Genomic DNA, 20,401 nt, shown 5'->3' with positions numbered 1-20,401 from the left:
GCTCTGGTAGGAAAGTTTCCTAACAGAACAGGCTCGACGAACTCCTGTTGGAGGTCTGGTGCATCACCCCCACAACAGCACCTCACGTCGCACCACCCGGTTCACCCGCACCGCCGGAATCGCCGTGCTGGCCCTCGGCCTGAGCCTGACGGCGATCCCGGCCACCGCCCACCCCGGCGCCCCCACGCCGCCGGCCGCACACCTGGAGGCAGCAGCGACCGGTCTCGACGACCCCGCGAAGAAGGACATCGCCATGCAGCTGGTGTCGAGCGCGGAGAACTCCACGCTCGACTGGAAGGCCCAGTACGGGTACATCGAGGACATCGGCGACGGCCGCGGCTACACCGCCGGCATCATCGGATTCTGCTCCGGCACCGGAGACATGCTCGATCTGGTGGAGCTGTACACCGAGCGGCAGCCGGGCAACGTCCTGGCGTCCTACCTGCCCGCCCTGCGGGAGGTGGACGGAACCGACTCGCACGAGGGGCTCGACCCCGGCTTCACCGGTCACTGGGCCGAGGCCGCCTCGGACCCCGCGTTCGAGCAGGCGCAGAACGACGAGCGCGACCGGGTGTACTTCGACCCGGCCGTGCGCCAGGGCAAGGCCGACGGTCTCGGCACCCTGGGTCAGTTCGCGTACTACGACGCCATCGTGATGCACGGCGGCGGCGGCGACCGTACGAGTTTCGGTGCGATCCGCCAGATGGCACTGGCGCAGGCGAGCCCGCCGTCGCAGGGTGGCGACGAGGTGGCCTACCTCGACGCCTTCCTGGACGCGCGGGTCTGGGCGATGAAGCAGGAGGAGGCCCATTCGGACACCAGCAGGGTGGACACGGCCCAGCGGGTGTTCCTCCGTGACGGCAATCTGGATCTGGACCCGCCGCTGGACTGGCAGGTCTACGGCGACAGCTTCCACATCGGCTGACGCCACCCGCACCCGGTGCGCGTACGGCCCCGCCGAGGAGCCGTACGCGCACCCCCGGTTCAGTGGGCCACCGGCACGGCCATCGGGTCCTTCGGCTGTTCGCTCTCCGCGGCTTCCGTCTCCGGATCCGCGTCCGGTGTCCGGCCCCAGTGGTTGAAGGCCAGGTTCAGCACGATCGCCACCACACAGCCGGTGGAGATGCCCGAGTCCAGGACGACGAGCAGGTCCTCGGGGAAGGCGTGGTAGAAACCCGGCGCGGCGATCGGTATGAGGCCGACACCGACGGCCGCCGCGACGATCAGGGCGTTCTCGCCCTTCTCCAGGGCGGCGGTGGCCAGCGTCTGGACGCCGCTCGCGGCCACCGACCCGAAGAGCACGATCCCCGCGCCGCCGAGGACCGGAAGCGGTACGAGGGCGATGACGGACGCTGCCACGGGGATCAGCCCGAGCAGCACCAGGATGAGTCCGCCGGCGGCCACGACGAACCGGCTGCGGACCTTGGTCATGGCGACCAGCCCGATGTTCTGGGCGAAGGCGCTGCACATGAAGCCGTTGAAGAGCGGGCTGATCGCGCTGCCCAGGGTGTCGGCGCGCAGTCCGCCCTCGATGGTCCGCTCGTCCGCCGGGCGGCCGACGATCTTGCCGAGGGCCAGCATGTCGGCGGTGGACTCGGTCATACAGACCAGCATCACGATGCACATCGAGATGATGGCGGCGATCTCGAACTGCGGTGCGCCGAAATAGAAGGGTGCCGGGAAGCCGACGAGGTCGGCGTCGCCCAGGGCCCCGAAGTCGGTGATGCCGGCGGGGATCGCGATCAGGGTGCCGATGACGAGGCCGAGCAGGATCGCGATCTGCTGGAGGAAGCCCCGCAGCAGCTTGCGCAGGGCCAGCACGATCACGAGGGTGACGGCGGCCATCGTGATGTTGGTCATCGAGCCGTAGTCGTCGGCGGTCGCGTTGCCGCCCTGCGACCAGTTGAAGGCCACCGGCAGCAGCGAGACACCGATCAGCGTGATGACGGTGCCGGTGACGACGGGCGGGAAGAACCGCACCAGTTTGCAGAAGTACGGGGCGAGGACGAAGCCGATGAGACCGGCGACGATGATCGCGCCGAAGATGACGGCTATGCCTTCGTGGCCACGGTCCTTGCCTATCGCGATCATCGGGGTCACGCCGGCGAACGAGACGCCGTTGACGAACGGCAGCCGGGCGCCTATGCGCCAGAAGCCGAGGGTCTGGAGCAGGGTTGCTATCCCCGCGGTGAAGAGGCTCGCCCCCATGAGGAAGGCGGTCTCCTTGGCGCTGAGACCCACGGCGGGCCCCAGGATCATGGGCGGGGCCACCACACCCGCGTACATGGCGGCCACATGCTGGAGGCCGCTGGTGAACATCCTCAGGGGCGGAAGCCTCTCGTCGACCGGGTGTGTCCGGTCCGGGCCGCCGGCCGCGCGTTCCTCCTCCGCGCGTCCTTCTCCCGCATTTCCTTCGACTGCGTTTCCATCGACTGCGTTCTTACGAAACCTGGGCGTAGCTGCCACGGCTTCCTCCGGTCGGGTACACGTCGGGCGACGTGGGTGTCAGGGAGGTGGTGCTGAGTGGTGCGTTGGTGCAGGTCGTGCAGCTGGTGCGGGCAGCTCGGAGCTCACCTGGGCGGGTGCGCGTACGGGACGTACGCGCACCGGCACAGGCTGCCGTGAACCTCTCGGGTCCACGGCGGCCGGCCTGTCAGGGGGTGCGGAGCATCAGGCTCCGGCGGCGATCTGTGCCAGTCGCCTGGCCTCGTCGCGGGTCGCGCGGGCGACGGCGTCCTCGTCCACGGTGGTGAGGTGGTTGTCCTCGACGACGGTTCTGCCGTTGACGAGGGAGAGGGTGACGGGGGCCGCGGCACCGAAGACCAGGGCGGTCACGGGGTCCGCGATGGAGGCGTGGGCCAGGGTGTCCAGCTTCCACAGCACGAGGTCGGCGAGCTTCCCCGGTTCCAGGGAGCCGATCTCCGCGGCCCGGCCGAGGACTTGCGCACCGCCGTAGGTGCCCAGGCGCAGCGCCTGGCGCGCGTCGAGGGCCTTCTCACGGTGGGCGCCGAGGCGGTTGATGAGGAGTGCGTTGCGCAGTTCGGTGTGGAGTTCACCGGACTCGTTGGACGCGGTGCCGTCGACGCCGAGCCCGACCGGGACACCGGCGGCCAGCATGTCGGGGACCCGGGCGATGCCCGCGGCGAGGCGGGCGTTGGAGGAAGGACAGTGCGCGACGCCGGTGCCGGTGCGGGCGAAGGCGGCGATGTCCGAGTCGTTCATGTGGACGCAGTGCGCCATCCACACGTCGTCGCCGAGCCAGCCGGTCGACTCGAAGTAGTCCGTCGGACCCATCCCGAACAGTTCCTTGCAGAACTGCTCCTCCTCGACGGTCTCCGAACCGTGCGTGTGCAGGCGCACGCCGCGACGGCGGGCCAACTCGGCTCCCTGTCGCATCAGTTCGGTGGAGACGGAGAAGGGCGAGCAGGGCGCGACCGCGATCTGTGTCATCGCGCCGAACGAGGTGTCGTGGTGTTCGTCGATGGCCGCCTCGGTGGCGGCGAGTGCTCCGTCGAGGGTTTCCACCGCGAAGTCCGGCGGCAGTCCGCCGTCCTTCTCGCTGCGGTCCATGGAGCCGCGGGCGAGGGTGAAGCGTACGCCCATGTCGCGGGCGGCGCCGATGATCGCGCCGGACAGGTCGCCGGAACCACGGGGGTAGACGTAGTGGTGGTCCATGGCGGTGGTGACCCCGCCGCGGGCCATCATCGCGAGCGAGCCCTGTGCCGCCGCGCGGGCCATCGGTTCGTCGATGCGCGCCCACGTCGGGTACAGCGCGACCAGCCAGTCGAAGAGGTTGTGGTCGGTCGCCAGGCCCCGGGTGATCCACTGGTAGAAGTGGTGGTGGGTGTTGACGAGGCCGGGCGTGACCAGGTGCCCGGTGCCGTCGATGCGCCGTACGACGCCTCCGAGGCCCTCCGGGGCCTTGCCGGCGCCGACGGACTCGATGCGGTTGTCCGCCACGACGACGTACCCCGAGGCGTACTCGGTGTCGTGGGCGTCGACGGTGGCGATCGCACAGTTCTCGATGACGATGCGTTGCGTGGTCCTTGGATCCGCCGAAGCTGCCATGGTGCTTCCCTCTTCTGCGTCTGGCGATGTGGGCACGGCAGGACCCTAGGAGGATTTGAGTGCCACAGCGTTACGGCTGTGGGTGCCGAGATGATGGAAGAACAGGTTGAGCAGGACCGCGACGAGCGCTCCCGCACTGATCCCGGAGCCGAGCACCGTCTGCGCCCAGGACGGGAATCCGGCGTAGAAGGCGGGTGCCGCGAGGGGGATGATGCCCGCGCCGAGTGCCACCGCCACGAGGATGATGTTGGAGCTGTCGTCGAGCCCCGCCTCGGACAGGGTCCGGATGCCGCTCACCGCGATCGAGCCGAACAGGACGATGCCGGCGCCGCCGAGCACGGGCATCGGGACCAGGGAGACGACCGCCCCGAGGACGGGGAACGCGCCCAGGATCAGCAGGGCGCCGCCCGCCGCGGCCACCACGTACCGGCTGCGTACCCGCGTCAGCGAGACGACGCCGACGTTCTGAGCGAACGCGCTGGTCGGGAAGCCTCCGAAGACGGGGCCGAGGAGGGTGGCGATGCCGTCGGTGCGCAGACCGCGGGTGATGGTCGGGCCGTCGGTGCGCCGGTCGCAGATCTCGCCGAGTGCGAGCATTCCGGCGGACGACTCCGTCATCAGTACCAGCATCACGATGCACAGGGAGAGGATCGCGGCGGGCTGGAACTCGGGCGGCCCGAAGGCGAAGGGCGTGGGCAGGGCTGCGACAGGTGCGGAACCCAGTGCGGAGAAGTCGGCGAGGCCGAACGGGATCGCGGCCACCGTGCCGACGAACATGCCCGCGAGCAGGGCCACTTGCTTGACGAAGCCGCGCCCGAAGCGCTGGATCAGCAGGATGACGACGAGGGTGAAGGCGGCCAGCGCCAGATACTTCATGGCACCGAAGTCGTCGGCGGTGGCGTCACCTCCCTGGGCCCAGCCGACCGGTACCGGCATCAGCGTGACGCCGATGAGGGTGATCACGACCCCGGTGACGAGCGGCGGGAAGAAGCGCAGCAGACGGCCGAAGAACGGGCCGACGGCCAGGCAGAACACGCCGGCGACGAGCACCGCGCCGTAGATCGCGGGGAGTTGGCGGCCCGGGGCGCTGGTCTCGGCGATGGCGAGCATCGGCGCGATCCCGGCGGAGGAGGCCGCGTTGACGAACGGCAGCCGGTTCCCGGCGAAGCGGCCGGCGCCGAGGGTCTGGAGGAGGGTGGCGAGTCCCGCGATCAGGAGACTCGCCGCGATGAGCCGGGTCATTCCGGCCGCGTCGAGTCCGACGGCCTGCCCGATGATGAGCGGAGGGGTGACGACGCCCGCGTACATGGCGGCGATGTGCTGGAGCGCGGCGGGGACGAGCCGCGAGGGCGGGAGCTTTTCGTCCACCGGGTGAACTGCCGTGCCGGCAGCGGTCGGTGACGTGGTACACGGGCCTTTCGCCGGCCCCGTTGCAGGCTGTGCCATGGTATTTCCCTCCGGGATGACCGGCCCCCGCCCCGCTGGGGGCGGGGACCGGTTCAGCACCGCGTCAGAGGTTGGTCATGTCGACCGGGATCTTCGGCTCGACGCCGTCCCGGAGCACCGTCGCCTCGATGAGGCCGTAAGGACGGTCGGCCGCGAAGTACACCTCGTTGTCGTTCTTGAGGCCGAAAGGCTCGAGGTCCACGAGGAAGTGGTGGTTGTTCGGCAGCGAGAAGCGGATCTCGTCGATCTCGCTGCGGCTGTTGATGATGCGCGAACCCATCTGGTACAGGGTCTGCTGGAGCGAGAGGGAGTACGTCTCCGCGAAGGCCTGGAGCATGTGCTTGCGCGTCTGCTCGTAGGACTTCTCCCAGTTCGGCATGCGCTCTTCGTCGCTGGTCCAGTTGTACCGCCACTTGGCGGAGACGTCGGTCGCGAGGATGCGGTCGTACGCCTCCTTCAGCGTCGTGTACTTGTCCTTGACGTAGCCCCAGAACTCCGAGTTGGTGGAGTTCATGACGCTGAGGTCCTTGAGGCCGGAGATGACCTCCCACTTCTCACCGTCGAAGGTGATCTGGGTGGTGCGCGTCTCCTGGCCCTTGCGGACGAAGGAGTGCTTCACGTCGTCCGCGCCGATGAACCTCGAGTTGCCGTCGGAGGTCGCGATGCGCTCCCAGGCGTATTCCTCGATCCTGATCCGGGCCACCTGGATCGGCTCCTGAGAGCTGACGAAGTGCCGGGCGAGGTGGATGCCGAACTGTTCGGCGGACTCTATGCCGTGTTCCTTGGCGAAGGCGAACACCGTGTTCTTGGTGGTGTCCGTCGGCAGGACGTTGGCGTTGGAGCCGGAGTAGTGGACGTCGTCCATGTCGCCGGAGAGGGCGACCGAGACGTTGAGGTCCTTGATGTGGTGGGTGTCGCCGTCCCGCGTGATCTTGACGACGCGGTTCTCTGCTTTGCCGTACTGGTTCTGGCCGAGAATCGTGGGCATTGTCTGCTAGCTCCCTCGGTAAACGGAGTAGCCGAACGGGTTGAGCAGCAGCGGTACGTGATAGTGCTCGCCCGGGGTGACGGCGAATGCGATCGCCACCTCCGGGAAGAACGCGCCGCTGTCCCTTACGCGGGGGGCGTCCTGCTGCGCCTCGGCTTGCTTCTTCGCGGTGAAGTACGACTCGGTGTCGAAGACGAGCCGTACGTGGGTGGTTCCTTCCGGCAGGGCCGGCAGGTCTTTGCAGCGCCCGTCCGCGTCGGTCGCGGATCCGCCGAGCGTCACGTACTGCGCGTCGCCGCCGCTACGGGCGGCCAGGGAGACGGTGACGGCTTCGGCGGGACGGCCGATGCTGGTGTCCAGGATGTGGGTGGACACCGATGCGGTGGTGTCGGTGCTCAAGACCGTCACGCTCCTTGGGTTCGAGAGTGCTGTACGAGGTCCTGGTCCTCAGGAGTCCTCTACGAGGCGGGTCAGCCGGATGCGGTTGATCTTGCCCAGCTCGGTGCGGACGATCTCGCGTTCCCGCTCCGGCGAGTTGCCGATCCGGTCCTTCACCGCGTCGCGCATCTGCTCACCGGTGGCTCCGGTGGCGCAGATCAGGAAGACGTGTCCGAACCGTTCCTGGTAGGCCAGGTTGAGTTCGAGCATCTCCGCCTTGAGCTCCTCGGACGCTCCGGCCATCCCCCGCTGTTCGCGGGCGGAGGCCGGGTCCCCCGGCTTGGGGCGTCCGATCGGCGGGTGGCCCGCCATCGCCTCGGCCAGGTCCTCCGCGGAGAGCTCGGCCGTGGCGGCGTCACTGGTGGAGAACAGGGCGTCCGTGCCGGCGTACGGACGGTGGGCGAGGATGTGGCCTCCCCACGCCGCGCTGGCGCAGACCTCGTGCAGTGCGGCTGTGGCCTCTGCGGCCGTCAGGTCGTTGAACCGGGCGAGGCCCGGTGTGGAGCTCGTAGTCACGGGAGCCTCCGTGGCTTTTTTCGCTGTGCGTTGTCGGGCTGCGGATAGCTAACGCCCTTCGCAACAGCACGTCAACAGTTTGTTGAAATTCCACGAACAGAGAATGCCGCCGCCCGAGTTCCCGGACGACGGCATTGGACCGCATTACGCGCGGCTACTCGCTCTTGGTGTTGTTGTCCCGGTTCAGGTAGTTGTAGACGGTGAAGCGGCTCACCCCGAGCGCACCGGCCACGGTCTCCACTCCGTGCCGCACGGAGAAGGCACCGCGTGCCTCCAGGGTGCGTACGACGCCCTGCTTGGCCTTACGGTCCAGCTCGGCCAGTGGCATCCCGTGCCGCCGTTCCATCGCGGCCAGGATGTGGTCGAGCGATTCGGAGAGCTGCGGGAGCCGCACCGCCATGACGTCCACGCCCTCCCACGCGAGCACCACGTCCTCGGTGGTGGCCTGCCCCGGGTCGAGCAGTTCGGCGCCCATGGCGTCGACGAGCGGCTTCACCGCGGTGACCAGCGGGTGGTCGGCCGGTTCGGTCACAGGGTGTCCTCCCCGATCACGTTGACCTGGAGGGAGACCCGGGTGGCGCCCGATGCCAGGGCCTGGCGCAGCAGGGCGTCCACCGCGGTGAGGACCTGGTCGGCGCCCCCTTCGGCCGTGTTCCCGAAGGGGCCCACGTCCACCGCGTCCAGGTCCGCGGTCTGGATGACCTCACGGGCCACCACCGCGTGAGCGGGTGCCTCGTCGAGATCGAAGGGCTCGGTGGTGAATTCCACCCTCAAGCGCACGGTGCCTCCCTCATGTCCCGCCGTGTCGGTCGGCTCGCACGGCTCGCCCCGACCCTAGAGCACCGGCCCCGCCCGCCCCGGGGCCCTCGCCTCACGTCCCGGCCTGGATGTCCCCCCGGGTGGACGACGCGATCGGGTCGCCGTGCGCGAAGTCCCCGGGCGGGATTCCCGGGTGGTGCCCGTCCCTGACCAGCCCCGCGGTGGCGGCGGCCGGGCCGAGCGCGAGCCGGGAGACGATCCGGTAACGGTCGCCCCTGTAGAGCGAGTGGACGTACTCCACGGGCAGCCCGGCGGTGTCCGAGGTCAGGCGCTCGAACAGCAGCGCCGGGGAGAGCTCGGGGACCTCCAGGAGCTGGGCCTCCGCCCGTGTGACCACGGTGGGCTCGATGGCCTGGACCGCCTCACGGACGTGCACCCCGTGGGTGTGCCTCAGATGCTCGTACAGATCGCCGTCCTCCAGCTCCTGGGCCGACAGCCCGGGCACGAGCGCCGCCCTGATGTGCAGGTGCTCGATGGCCATCGGGGCGCCGTCGACCAGGCGCAGCCGGGCGACGTACACGATCTCGTCGGCGGGTGACATACGCAGCTTGCGGCCCACGCGGGCGCCCGCCTGGAGGGTCGTGAACTCCAGCAGCCTGCTCGACCACGCCCCGGCAGCCTGCGGGACGCTCAGGGCGAGGTCGGCCGAGACCAGCTCCTGGGTGATCTTCGCCGGCGCGACGAACATCCCGCGCCCGTGCTCCCGGACGAGCAGCCCTGCGGCCACCAGCTCGTCGACGGCGGCGCGCAGGGTGGGCCGGGACACGCCGAGCAGCGTGCAGAGGGCCCGCTCGGACGGGATGGCGTCCCCGGGGCTGCGGCTCTCGATCAGCTCCAGGACCGCGTCGCGCGCCCGCTCCCGTTTGAGCACCGTCCCCGGTACGTCGGCTTTCATGCGTTCCCCTTCGCGCGTTCCGCTCCCTTTACCAGTTGAGCGACCGATGGCCACTGGTCAGGCAGAGTCTAACCACCCTCGTCGGCAAGAACAGGGGGTCGGCCCTCATCTAGTTCCCCAAAACCCCTTCATACACGGGGGGTTGACGACCTCATTGGTCTATGCCACCTTCATCCACCATCAAGAGGTGAGCTGTCCAGTGGGCTTCACTGGTCAGGTGGTCAGGTCTCTTCCCGTTGAGGTGAACCGTGAAGTACCGCTTGCTTGCCGGTGTGTCCGCGCTCGTGACGGCCGCCGCCCTCAGTGCCTGCAGTTCCGGTGGAGACGGCGGCGACGGGGCCGGAGGCGTGACGACGGTCGATGTGTGGCTGATGCGCGACAGCGTCTCGGCCGCGTTCCAGAAGGAGTTCACCGAAGGGTTCGAGGCGGCGCACCCGGACATCGACGTACGGATCCAGATCCAGGAGTGGGACGGCATCGGCCAGAAGATCACCGCCGCTCTGGCCAGCAACGACGCCCCGGACGTCATCGAGGCGGGCAACACGCAGGTGGCGCAGTTCGCGGAGAGCGGCGGCCTGCTGGACCTCAGCGACAGGAAGGACGAGCTGAACGGTGACGACTGGCTGAAGGGCCTGGCCGAGCCGGGTTCGTACGAGGGCAAGCAGTACGGCATCCCGTACTACGCGGCCAACCGGGTCGTGGTCTACCGCAAGGACCTCTTCGCGAAGGCCGGGGTCGACGCCGCGGCGATCACCACGCGCGAGCAGTGGATCGACGCCACGACGAAGCTGAACAAGGGCGGCACACAGGGCATCTACCTGCCCGGTCAGCTCTGGTACGCGCTGGGGGGCTTCATCTGGGACGAGGGCGGCGACTTCGCCACCGAGTCGGGCGGCCGGTGGGAGGGCGCGCTCGACACACCCGAGGCTCTGCGGGGAATGGCCTTCTACGCCCGGCTCCAGGCACTCGGCAAGGGCCCCAAGGACTCCGACGAGGACGATCCGCCGCAGGCCGAGGTCATGGCCCAGGGGCAGGTGGCCCAGGTGATCTCCACACCGGGCGGGGCCAACGTGGTCGTCGAGAACAATCCGCAACTCGAGGGGAAGCTCGGCTTCTTCCCGATCCCCGGGAAGACGGCGGGCACCCCGGGTGCGGTGTTCACCGGCGGCTCCGACCTGGTCGTGCCCGCCGCCGCAGGCCACCCGGACGCGGCGGTGACCTTCATCAAGGAGCTGACGGGGGACGCATGGCAGAAGAAGCTCGCGGTGGCCATGAGCTACGTGCCCAACCGGACCACGCTCGCCTCAGCCGTGGCGGACGATCCCGGCGCCTCGGCGATGGCGGTCGGCGCGGCGAACGGGCATGCGACGCCGAACACCCCGGGCTGGGCGGCGGTGGAGGCCGAGAACCCGGTCAAGGACTACATGACCGCCGTCCTCACGGGCGGTGACGCCGCCGAGGAGGCGGCCAAGGCCTCCGCGGACATCACCCGGGCCATGAACGCCGGCTCCTGACCCGGTCCCTCCGTTTCCCGCCACCGAGAGGAGGCCCGCCGTGCCGGCTGTCCGTGAACGGCCCGCGCCACGCGTCCACCGTCCCCCGACGACACCACCGGGGCGGCGGCCCGGGCGCTCCCCGCACGATCTCTGGCCGTACGCCCTGATCGCACCCGCGATCGGCGGCATGCTCTATCTGCTGGTGTACCCGCTGGTGCGGGCCGTGGTGATCTCCCTGCAGGACTTCCGGCTCCGCCAGCTGATCAGCGGGGACGCCGAGTTCGTGGGACTGCGCAACTACCGGACGCTGCTGTCCGACCCGCGCTTCTGGGAGGTGACCGGCCGCACCTTCGTCTTCATGGCCGTCAACGTCGTGCTGATCATGGTGGTCTCGACGCTGGTCGCGCTGATGACGGAGCGGCTTCGGCGGGTCGGCCGTACGGTCGTGCTCTGCGCACTGGTGCTCGCCTGGGCCATGCCCGTGGTCGCGGCGACGACCGTCTTCCAGTGGCTGTTCCACTCCGAGTTCGGGATCGTCAACCAGTCGCTGACCGCACTCGGCTTCGGGTCCTTCGACCGCTATCCGTGGTTCGCGAACGGTACGGCGTCCTTCACCATCCTGGTCCTGCTGATCGTCTGGCAGTCCGTGCCCTTCGCGGCGGTCACCCTCTACTCCGCCCTGACCACGGTCCCCGCCGAGCTGTACGAGTCGGCCCGCCTGGACGGCGCGTCCGCCTCCCGCATCTTCCGCTCCCTCACCTTCCCGATGCTGCGGCCGATCTTCATGCTGGTCCTCTCACTGGAGGTGATCTGGACCTTCAAGGCCTTCGTCCAGATCTGGGTGATGACCCGCGGCGGCCCCGGCGACGCCACCACCATCCTGCCCGTGTACGCGGTCCAGACGGCGCTCTCCAGCCAGCGCTACGACCTGGGCTCCGCCGCGTCGATGATCACCGTGGTCCTGATGTCCGGGGTGCTGGTCCTCTACTTCCGCCAGATGTTCCGCCAGGAGGACGACCTACGATGACCCTGCCGAGCCGCCGTGTCCGGCGGATCCCGCTGAACGCCGCCGCCGTCGTGACCGTCGTGGTCTGCCTGTTCCCGGTGTACTGGATGGTCTCCACCGCCTTCAAGCCGTCCCGGGACATCCAGTCGGCCGAGCCCCGGCTCGTCCCGTACACCTGGACGCTGGACCACTTCCGCCGGGCGGTGCAGGCGGACGGCTTCGAACTGTTCTGGCGCAACAGCATCCTGGTCACGCTGGGGGCGGTGCTGCTCTCCCTCGTCGTGGCACTCGGAGCGTCGTTCGCCGTGGCACGCCTGCGATGGAGGGGCAGGCGGCAGTTCATGCTGCTGGTGTTCGTCGCCCAGATGGCGCCCTGGGAATCGCCGATCATCCCGGTGTACATCATCTCGCGCGACACGGACATGCTGGACCGGCTGCCGACCCTGACCCTCGTCTACTTCATGATCACACTGCCCTTCACGATCGTGGTGCTGAGGGGGTTCCTCGCGACGATCCCGCCCGAGCTCGAGGAAGCCGCCCAGGTCGACGGCTGCACCCGGACCGGCGCCTTCGTGAAGGTCGCCCTGCCGCTGCTCGCCCCCGGCCTGATGGCGACCTCGCTCTTCGGCTTCATCACCGCCTGGAACGAGTTCGCCTACGCCAACTTCCTGATCATCAAACAGCAGGACAACCGCACCCTGCCGGTGTGGCTGTCCTCCTTCCAGAACACCTTCGGCACCGACTGGGGCGCCACCATGGCCGCCTCGACGCTCTTCGCCCTGCCCGCCCTGGTGATCTTCCTGCTGCTCCAGCGCCATGTGACCTCCGGCTTCGCGGCCGGCGCCGTGAAGGGCTGAGCCCGCCGGCGCCCTCGCGAACCGTCTGAAACCCCTGCCCCGGAGGCCCCCGTGCCCGCAACACGCCCCGACCTCTCCCTCCTCCCCCGGCCCGGCAAGGTCTCGCCGCGCCCGGGCCGCTTCACCCTCGGCCAGGACACCTCCGTACGCGCCCTGCCCGGCGCGGAGCCGGCGGCGGACCTGCTGCGTACGCTCCTCGGCCCGACGACCGGGCTGCCCCTCCCGCCCTCCGCCGAGGGACGCGTCGTCCTGGCGCTCGACCCGCAGCTCGGCGGGCTCGGCGACGAGGGGTACGGCCTGACCGTCGGACCTCAGGCCCTGCTGCTGCGCGCCGCCCGGCCCGACGGCCTGCTCCGGGGCGTCCAGACGATCCGCCAGCTGCTGCCGCCCGAAGCGCTGTCGGGCGGTGCGCGGGGCGTGTCCTGGGAGCTGCCCTGCGTCGAGATCAGCGACGTGCCGCAGTACTCCTGGCGCGGCGCGATGCTCGACGTCGCCCGGCACTTCCAGCCCGTCTCCTACCTGCACCGGTACGTGGACCTGATGGCGCTGCACAAGCTCAACGTCCTCCATCTGCACCTCACGGACGACCAGGGCTGGCGCATGCCCGTCGAGGCCTTTCCCCGCCTGACCTCAGTGGGCGGGCGCCGGACCCAGTCGCTGTCCGACGGCGTGCCGCACGCGGGGGCGTACACCCGCGCCGAGCTGAGCGGCCTGGTCCGCCACGCGCGGGAGCGGGGGGTGACCGTCGTACCGGAGATCGAGATGCCCGGTCATGTGCGTGCGGCCCTCGCGGCCTACCCCGCCCTCGGCAACCACCCCGAGCGGCACCTCGACGTCTGGACGCGGTGGGGGGTGTGCGACACCGTGCTCGGCGTCCACGAGGAGGTGTTCGACTTCTGCCGGACCGTGCTGGAGGAGGTCATGGACGTCTTCCCCTCCCCGTACGTCCACATCGGCGGCGAGGAGTGCCCCACCGGCGAATGGGAGAGCAGCCGGGCGGCCCGGGACCGTGCGGCGGCGGCGGGGCTCTCCGGTCCGGGCGAGCTGCACGGCTGGTTCATGGGCCGGATCGGCTCGTTCCTCGTGGAACACGGCCGCCGGCCCACCGGCTGGGCCGAGACCGGCAGCGAACTGCCGCCCGAGTTCACGGTGATGACGTGGCGCGACCCGGCGCACGCCCTCACCGCGGCTCGGCGCGGGCACCAGGTGGTGACCGCGCACCACCGCACCACGTACCTGGACTACGTCCAGTCCACGGACCCGGACGAGCCACCCGCCCAGCCGGGCGCCCCCGTCCCCCTGCACGCGGTCCACACGAACGAACCGGCACCACGGGACTGGGAGCCGGAGGACGCCTCCCGTGTCCTGGGAACCCAGGCGCAGCTGTGGACCGAGTACGTGACGACGCCGGACCGCATCGAGTACCTCACCTACCCACGGCTGTGCGCCCTCGCGGACCGTGCCTGGTCCGGGGGACGCAGCGACTGGGCCGGATTCGTCGAGCGGCTGCGCGACCACACCGCCCGGCTGGACGCCCTCGGCGTCCGGTACCGGCCCCTCACCACGCGGTCCCTGGCGACCGCGTCCGCAGGTACAGCGCCACCCCCTCGGTAGACCATCCCCCACCGTTCCGGAGAGGAACATCGCCATGAGGACATTCCGCACGAGCCGTATCCGCGCGGCGGCGGCCGCCGCCGTGACCCTGGCGCTGGGCTGCACGGCCCTCGCCGCCCTTCCCGGGACGGCGGGCGCCGCCGCGGCCGGCGGGCTCGCCGTCCAGTACCGGACGAGTTCGTCGGGAGCGACGGCCGACCAGAGCGAGCCGTGGCTGAAGGTACGCAACACCGGGAGCGCGAGCGTGCCGCTCTCCGACGTCAAGGTGCGCTACTACTTCAAGGGGGACTCCGCGTCGGCGTCGTACCGTTTCGCCTGTTCCTGGGCGGTGAAGGGCTGCGCGAACATCACCGGGACCTTCAAGCCCCTGGCGAACCCGACCGCCACCGCAGACCGCTATCTGGAGATCGGCTTCACGGCCGGTGCCGGCTCCCTCGCTCCGGGAGCGGACACCGGGGACATGCAGCTGCGCTTCCACCGGGCGGACTGGCAGCGGCTGGGGCAGAGCGACGACTACTCCTTCGGTGCCGAACGGGCCACCTACGCCGACTGGCCGAAGGTCACCGCGCAGTTGGGCTCGGTCGCGGCCTGGGGCGAGGCCCCGTCGGGCAACGGCCCCACCGACCCGACGGATCCCCCCACGGATCCGCCGGCCGGCGGGCCGAGGCTGTTCGACGACTTCAACTACACCGGTCACACGGACCCGAAGATCGCGGCGAACGGCTGGAGCGTCCGCTCGAACCCGGGCGGGCCCGGGGTGCCGGGGGCCGTCTGGGCTCCGCAGAACGTCACCTTCAGCAGCCAGAGCGGCAACTCGGTGATGAACCTGGAGACGTCGACGGCGGGCACGGGCGCCTCGACGGTGCAGACGGAGATCCTCACGCAGTCCATGAAGTTCCGCAACGGCACCTACGCGGCCCGGGTGAAGTTCAGTGACGCACCGAGGTCGGGGCCGGACGGCGACCACCTCGTCCAGACCTTCTTCACCATCAACGACCTGAAGGCTCCGATGGCGGACGACTACGCCGAGTACGACTTCGAGTACCTGCCCAACGGGGGCTGGGGCGAGCCGGCCAACATCCTCTACACCACCTCGTGGGAGACCTACAGGCCTGACCCCTGGGAGGCCGTCAACCAGCACAGCGAGGTGCGTCGGAGCTACGCGGGATGGCACGACCTGGTGGTGACCGTCGACAACAGCGCCATCACGTACTACGTCGACGGTCAGCACTTCGGCACGCACGGGGCGGCGTACCTCCCGGAGCGGCCGATGTCGATCAACTTCAACCAGTGGCTGATCGATCTGGCCGGTCAGAGCAGCACCACTCCCCGCTCGTACGACCAGCAGGTGGACTACGTCCTGCACGTGAAGGACCAGGTCCTCTCCCCTGCCCAGGTGTCGGCGCTGGTGAGCGGATACAGGGCGGCGGGCACCACGTTCCAGGACACGGTGCCGGCCGTCTGACCAGGCCGGTGTGAGCAGGAGCGGGGTGGAGGGCGAGTGGGCCTCCACCCCGCTTCCGCATGTCCGGAATTCATGTTGCCTCTTGACAGCCTCGCCACCCGACAGGCAATCTTCCGTTAAGCAGAAACAAACTTCCGCGATACGGAAGGAGCGCATGATGGGCTACTCGGACCAGCGCTTCGATGTGAACCTCTCGATCCTCTTCACCGAACTCCCGCTCCTGGAGCGCCCCGCGGCGGCCGCCGCCGCGGGCTTCACGGCGGTCGAGCTCTGGTGGCCCTGGACCGAGACCCCCACCCCCGCGCAGGCCGAGCTCGACGCTCTGAAGAAGGCGCTCGACGACGCGGGCACGCAACTGGTGGGGCTGAACTTCTACGCGGGCCGGCTCCCCGGACCCGACCGCGGGGCGATCTCGCTGCCCGGCGAGGAGTCGGACCGCTTCCGCGCCAACATCGACGTGGCGGCGGACTTCGCGGCCTCGGTCGGCTGCAAGGCGCTCAACGCCCTCTACGGCAACCGCGTCGAGGGCGTGGAGCCCGCCGTCCAGGACGAACTCGCCCTGGAAAACCTGGTCCTGGCCGCCCGCGCGGCCCACCGGATCGGGGCGACCCTCCTGATCGAGACCCTCAACGACACGGAGTCGCCGCTCTACCCCCTGGTCAGCGCACCGGCGGGCATCGAGGTCGTCGACCGTGTCAACGAGGCGACGGGCCTGGGCAACGCCACGTTCCTGCTCGACCTCTACCACCTGTCGATGAACGGCGAGGACCTCAGCCAGGTGATCAAGGCGTACGCCGCGAAGACCGGCCACGTCCAGATCGCCGACAACCCGGGGCGCGGTGCGCCCGGCACCGGCTCGCTCCCGCTGGAGCGCCTCCTCGACGAGCTGACCGAGGCCGGTTACGACGGCTGGGTCGGCCTGGAGTACAAGCCGGGCGACCGGCCGAGCGCGGAGTCCTTCGACTGGCTCCACGCCGAGCACCGGCCGGCCCGCTGAGGCCCGCCCTCTCCCGCACACACGCTTACCGGAAGGCACCCTCATGAGCAGCAATCTCCCCAAGGTCGCCTGGATCGGGCTCGGCATCATGGGCTCCCCCATGTCCGAGAACCTGGTCAAGGCCGGGTACCAGGTCACGGGTTACACCCTGGAGCAGGACAAGATCGACCGGCTCGTCGCCGCGGGCGGCAAGGGTGCCGCCTCGATCGCGGACGCGGTGCGCGACGCCGATGTCGTCATCACCATGGTCCCGGCGTCCCCGCAGGTCGAGGCCATCGCCTACGGCCCCGACGGCATCCTGGAGAACGTCAGGCAGGGCACCCTGCTGATCGACATGTCCTCCATCACGCCGCAGACCTCCGTGGACCTGGCGTCGAGCGCGAAGAAGAAGGGCGTCCGCGTACTGGACGCCCCCGTCTCGGGCGGTGAGGCCGGCGCCATCGAGGCCGTCCTGTCCATCATGGTGGGCGGCGAGCAGACCGACTTCGACGCCGCCAAGCCGCTGCTCGACGCGCTCGGCAAGACGATCGTCCTGTGCGGCCCGCACGGCTCCGGCCAGACGGTGAAGGCGGCCAACCAGCTGATCGTCGCGGTCAACATCCAGGCCTGCGCCGAGGCCGTCGTCTTCCTGGAGAAGTCCGGGGTCGACCTCGCCGCCGCGCTCGACGTACTCAACGGCGGACTCGCGGGCTCGACGGTCCTGACCCGCAAGAAGGACAACTTCCTCAAGCGGGACTTCGCTCCGGGCTTCCGGATCGACCTGCACCACAAGGACATGGGCATCGTCACGGACGCCGCCCGCAACGTCGGCGCGGCGCTGCCCGTCGGAGGGGTCGTGGCCCAGCTGGTCGCCTCCCTGCGCGCGCAGGGCGACGGCGGCCTCGACCACTCCGCGCTCCTGCGCTCGGTCGAGCGGCTCTCCGGCTCCCAGGTCTGACACCCCCGGCCCTTCACGAGGGCCCCCTGAACTCCGGGTCGTGGCGGCGCTGACACCTGTCCTGTCGCGCCCAGGCGCTGCCGCGGCCCGGAATCCTCTCCTCCAATTTCAACAAACTGTTGACGCTTCGATATCGGCGAATCTACGCTCCTGAGGCCGTCAGCAGCCCCGTACGGAAGGCCTCCATGTCCCAGCGTGTGCTCACGACCGAGTCAGGCGCCCCGGTCGCCGACAACCAGAACTCCGCCACGGCCGGTGCCGGCGGGCCGATCCTCATCCAGGACCAGCACCTGCTCGAGAAGCTCGCCCGCTTCAACCGTGAGCGCATCCCGGAGCGCGTCGTCCACGCCCGTGGCTCCGGCGCGTACGGCTACTTCGAGGTGACCGACGACGTCACCGGCTTCACCCGCGCCGACTTCCTCTCCGAAGTGGGCCGCCGCACCGAGACGTTCATCCGCTTCTCGACGGTCGCCGACTCGCTGGGCGGCGCGGACGCCGTCCGGGACCCCCGTGGCTTCGCGCTCAAGTTCTACACGGACGAGGGCAACTACGACCTGGTCGGCAACAACACCCCGGTGTTCTTCATCAAGGACCCGGTCAAGTTCCCCGACTTCATCCACTCCCAGAAGCGGGACCCGTTCACGGGCCGCCAGGAGCCGGACAACGTCTGGGACTTCTGGGCGAACTCCCCCGAGGCGACGCACCAGATCACCTGGCTGATGGGTGACCGCGGGATCCCCGCCTCGTACCGTCACATGAACGGCTTCGGTTCGCACACGTACCAGTGGACGAACGCGGAGGGCGAAGCCTTCTTCGTGAAGTACCACTTCAAGACGAACCAGGGTGTGCGCTCGCTCTCCGCCGAGCAGGCCGCCGAACAGGTCGGCAAGGACGCCAACTCGCACCAGACGGACCTGCTCCAGGCCATCGAGCGCGGAGTCAACCCGTCCTGGACGCTGTACGTGCAGATCATGCCCGCCGCGGAGGCGGCGGACTACCGCTTCAACCCGTTCGACGTGACGAAGGTGTGGCCGCACGCCGACCACCCGCTGCAGCGGGTTGGCCGCCTCGTGCTGGACCGCAACCCGGACAACGTCTTCGCCGAGGTGGAGCAGGCGGCGTTCTCACCGAACAACTTCGTGCCCGGCATCGGCCCCTCGCCGGACAAGATGCTCCAGGGCCGCCTGTTCGCGTACGCCGACGCGCAGCGCTACCGGCTGGGCATCAACCACACCCAGCTCCCGGTCAACGCTCCGAGGAAGGCGACCGTCGACAACTACGGCCGCGACGGCCTGCACGCGACCCGGTACGGCTCGCGCCAGGACAAGAACTACGAGCCCAACTCGTACGCGGGCCCCGCGCAGACCGGTGCGGCACTGGCCGCGCCACTGCCCGTGCACGGCTGGACGGGCACGCACGAGGCGCCCGCCCACACGAAGGACGACGACTTCTTCCAGGCGGGCGAGCTCTACCGGCTGATGTCGGCCGACGAGAAGGACCGTCTGATCGCCAACATCGCCGGCGGACTCTCCCAGGTCACCCGCGACGACGTGATCGAGAAGAACCTCGCCCACTTCCACGCCGCCGACGCCGACTACGGCAAGCGCGTGGAGGAGGCGGTCCGCGCCCTGCGCGAGGACTGAGCCTCCCTTCCCAGGGCCCTGCCCGTGCCGCGCACCCGGATGAGGGGTGCAGCGCGGCACCGGCAGGACGGGACCGCGGCGGCGGACGACGCCAGTGCGGTGGCGAAGGGCCGGGCGGCCCGGCTCCAGACCTGAAGGAGCCGGTCGGCCCGCAGCCCGCAGTCCGCCGTCGCGGTCGCCGTGGACGACAGGGGGTGCGGTGCACGCGTGGGGCGTGCACCGCACCCCTGTTCTGTGATGTGCCGTCAACATCCCTACGCGACACCGTCGTTCCGCCGCAGTTCGTCGAGATACCCGACGAGCCTCGCCTCGCTCCGCTCGAGGTGCTCCCGCTCGTCCAGGGGCAGCGGTGCCAGGGCATCGACGAGCACCTGGTCCCGGGGAACGTGCACCATCGCGCCGGAGTAGACCCCGCAGCCGGTGCACCAGGCCAGCCCGACGCACCGTTCGGACATGGGGCTCCCCGGAGGATGGAAGCGGTACCGGTACGAGCGGACGGCCGTCCCGCAGGCCGCACACATGCGCCGGTCCCCGTCCGGGACCGTCCGCCAGGTCGCGGACCTGGTCCAGCGCCGTCCGCGGCCAGGCGCTCCCCGTCTCCTCTTCATGGCGCCATTGTCGTCCGTTCACCCCGTGTCCGGCAGCCCCTCCTCCGGCAGGTCGAACAGGCGCTGTGAGCGCCGCCGGTTGTGCTGCCGGAGAGCCGTGACCCAGGGCCAGTGGTCCTCGGGCTCGAGGCGGGGACAGGCGATGCGGTGCGGGATGCGGCACGCGGCGCCGGGGAGCGGCTCCGCGTCCCACAGGTTCAGGGCGGTCCCGGTCGAGGTGATGATCCACCGTCTTCTCGGCGGAACGGTGTGGGCCGGGACGAGGATGCGGGGTTCGAGGAGGATCCAGTGCCCGGCGTACCCCGTGGCGTACCTGTCCTGCGGAAGGTCGCAGAACGGACAGTCGGGCGGGGCGGGCGGCCGTGGGGCGGTGGCCCCTTCGAGCAGCGCGAGGAAGTCGCCGGTGAGGCGGTCGGAGTGGTCGTCGGGCGGGTCCGGGCAGGGTGAGGCGCTCTCGGTGTCCCCCATGGGACAAGGATCCGGGGCGCGTCGTCGGTGCCGATAGGGTGCGATCCGGCCGCGCCGGGCGGGGCGGGATCCGCTCGCGTGCCGCCAGGCACCACATGAGGCGCGCTCGGACACAGGCGGCCCGCACCGCGTGGCCGACC

The 20,401-nt window shown here is 70.0% G+C and carries 20 protein-coding genes; 9 read left to right on the top strand and 11 right to left on the bottom strand.

Features of this window, described 5'->3' with window-relative positions; genetic code table 11:
* Nucleotides 1-58: 58 nt before the first annotated feature.
* Nucleotides 59-925, top strand: coding sequence for a chitosanase (locus OO67_RS14490; protein WP_033300353.1), 867 nt, complete (start codon nt 59-61; stop codon nt 923-925).
* A gap of 59 nt (nt 926-984) precedes the next feature.
* Here OO67_RS14490 and OO67_RS14485 read toward each other — a convergent pair whose 3' ends face one another.
* The 9 genes from OO67_RS14485 to OO67_RS14445 all read right to left on the bottom strand — a co-directional run bounded on the left by OO67_RS14485 (nt 985) and on the right by OO67_RS14445 (nt 9,170).
* Nucleotides 985-2,466 (bottom strand): nucleobase:cation symporter-2 family protein, encoded by a 1,482-nt coding sequence (locus OO67_RS14485; RefSeq protein ID WP_033300352.1) that lies wholly within the window; start codon nt 2,464-2,466, stop codon nt 985-987.
* A gap of 204 nt (nt 2,467-2,670) precedes the next feature.
* A complete protein-coding gene (locus tag OO67_RS14480; protein WP_033300350.1) occupies nt 2,671-4,068 on the bottom strand; it encodes an 8-oxoguanine deaminase in 1,398 nt (465 codons plus the stop codon).
* 45 nt (nt 4,069-4,113) lie between these two features.
* Nucleotides 4,114-5,514: a nucleobase:cation symporter-2 family protein gene (locus OO67_RS14475; RefSeq protein ID WP_033300349.1), complete on the bottom strand. Its 1,401-nt coding sequence runs from the start codon at nt 5,512-5,514 to the stop codon at nt 4,114-4,116.
* A 64-nt stretch (nt 5,515-5,578) separates the two neighbouring features.
* Nucleotides 5,579-6,502 carry a factor-independent urate hydroxylase gene (gene pucL / locus OO67_RS14470; protein WP_033300348.1) on the bottom strand — a complete coding sequence of 308 codons (924 nt, stop codon included), beginning with the start codon at nt 6,500-6,502 and terminating at the stop codon, nt 5,579-5,581.
* A 6-nt stretch (nt 6,503-6,508) separates the two neighbouring features.
* Entirely contained in the window at nt 6,509-6,901 is a 393-nt protein-coding gene (gene uraH / locus OO67_RS14465) for a hydroxyisourate hydrolase (RefSeq protein WP_033300442.1), read from the bottom strand.
* Between the two features lie 48 nt (nt 6,902-6,949).
* Complete coding sequence (gene uraD, locus OO67_RS14460) at nt 6,950-7,456, bottom strand: 2-oxo-4-hydroxy-4-carboxy-5-ureidoimidazoline decarboxylase (protein ID WP_033300347.1); 507 nt, start codon at nt 7,454-7,456, stop codon at nt 6,950-6,952.
* Nucleotides 7,457-7,610: 154 nt separating this feature from the next.
* Complete coding sequence (locus tag OO67_RS14455; RefSeq protein WP_033300346.1) at nt 7,611-7,988, bottom strand: helix-turn-helix domain-containing protein; 378 nt, start codon at nt 7,986-7,988, stop codon at nt 7,611-7,613.
* Nucleotides 7,985-8,236, bottom strand: coding sequence for a YkoF family thiamine-binding protein (locus tag OO67_RS14450; protein WP_033300344.1), 252 nt, complete (start codon nt 8,234-8,236; stop codon nt 7,985-7,987). The genes OO67_RS14455 and OO67_RS14450 overlap by 4 nt, the downstream gene beginning before the upstream one ends.
* A 91-nt stretch (nt 8,237-8,327) precedes the next feature.
* Nucleotides 8,328-9,170: a GntR family transcriptional regulator gene (locus OO67_RS14445; protein WP_033300343.1), complete on the bottom strand. Its 843-nt coding sequence runs from the start codon at nt 9,168-9,170 to the stop codon at nt 8,328-8,330.
* Between the two features lie 248 nt (nt 9,171-9,418).
* On the opposite strand from OO67_RS14445, the gene OO67_RS14440 reads away from it, so the two are divergent.
* From OO67_RS14440 to OO67_RS14405, 8 genes are all read left to right on the top strand, one after another.
* Nucleotides 9,419-10,684, top strand: coding sequence for an extracellular solute-binding protein (locus OO67_RS14440; protein WP_033300341.1), 1,266 nt, complete (start codon nt 9,419-9,421; stop codon nt 10,682-10,684).
* 40 nt (nt 10,685-10,724) lie between these two features.
* Nucleotides 10,725-11,693, top strand: a complete 969-nt coding sequence (locus tag OO67_RS14435) for a carbohydrate ABC transporter permease (protein WP_033300339.1) — start codon at nt 10,725-10,727, stop codon at nt 11,691-11,693.
* The gene (locus OO67_RS14430; protein ID WP_033300337.1) at nt 11,690-12,529 is read left to right on the top strand and encodes a carbohydrate ABC transporter permease; all 840 of its coding nucleotides are present in this window, start codon (nt 11,690-11,692) and stop codon (nt 12,527-12,529) included. Before OO67_RS14435 ends, OO67_RS14430 begins: the two co-directional genes overlap by 4 nt.
* Before the next feature lie 51 nt (nt 12,530-12,580).
* Nucleotides 12,581-14,143 carry a beta-N-acetylhexosaminidase gene (locus tag OO67_RS14425; protein ID WP_033300335.1) on the top strand — a complete coding sequence of 521 codons (1,563 nt, stop codon included), beginning with the start codon at nt 12,581-12,583 and terminating at the stop codon, nt 14,141-14,143.
* A 34-nt stretch (nt 14,144-14,177) separates the two neighbouring features.
* Nucleotides 14,178-15,608 (top strand): cellulose binding domain-containing protein, encoded by a 1,431-nt coding sequence (locus OO67_RS14420; protein ID WP_033300334.1) that lies wholly within the window; start codon nt 14,178-14,180, stop codon nt 15,606-15,608.
* A gap of 157 nt (nt 15,609-15,765) precedes the next feature.
* Entirely contained in the window at nt 15,766-16,605 is an 840-nt protein-coding gene (locus OO67_RS14415) for a TIM barrel protein (RefSeq protein ID WP_033300441.1), read from the top strand.
* Nucleotides 16,606-16,648: 43 nt separating this feature from the next.
* Nucleotides 16,649-17,542 (top strand): 2-hydroxy-3-oxopropionate reductase, encoded by an 894-nt coding sequence (locus OO67_RS14410; protein ID WP_033300333.1) that lies wholly within the window; start codon nt 16,649-16,651, stop codon nt 17,540-17,542.
* Between the two features lie 185 nt (nt 17,543-17,727).
* A complete protein-coding gene (locus OO67_RS14405; RefSeq protein WP_033300332.1) occupies nt 17,728-19,185 on the top strand; it encodes a catalase in 1,458 nt (485 codons plus the stop codon).
* A 254-nt stretch (nt 19,186-19,439) separates the two neighbouring features.
* On the opposite strand, the gene OO67_RS38960 is transcribed toward OO67_RS14405, so the two are convergent.
* The gene (locus tag OO67_RS38960) at nt 19,440-19,640 is read right to left on the bottom strand and encodes a hypothetical protein (protein WP_051709385.1); all 201 of its coding nucleotides are present in this window, start codon (nt 19,638-19,640) and stop codon (nt 19,440-19,442) included.
* 171 nt (nt 19,641-19,811) lie between these two features.
* Nucleotides 19,812-20,261, bottom strand: a complete 450-nt coding sequence (locus OO67_RS14395; protein WP_033300330.1) for a DUF6083 domain-containing protein — start codon at nt 20,259-20,261, stop codon at nt 19,812-19,814.
* Between the last annotated feature and the right edge of the window lie 140 nt (nt 20,262-20,401).

It is taken from the genome of Streptomyces atroolivaceus (assembly GCF_000717025.1).
GTDB classification, from domain to species: Bacteria; Actinomycetota; Actinomycetes; order Streptomycetales; family Streptomycetaceae; genus Streptomyces; species Streptomyces atroolivaceus.
The sequence above is the reverse complement of the archived record's forward strand: the minus strand, read 5'-3'. Positions and strand labels throughout refer to the sequence as shown.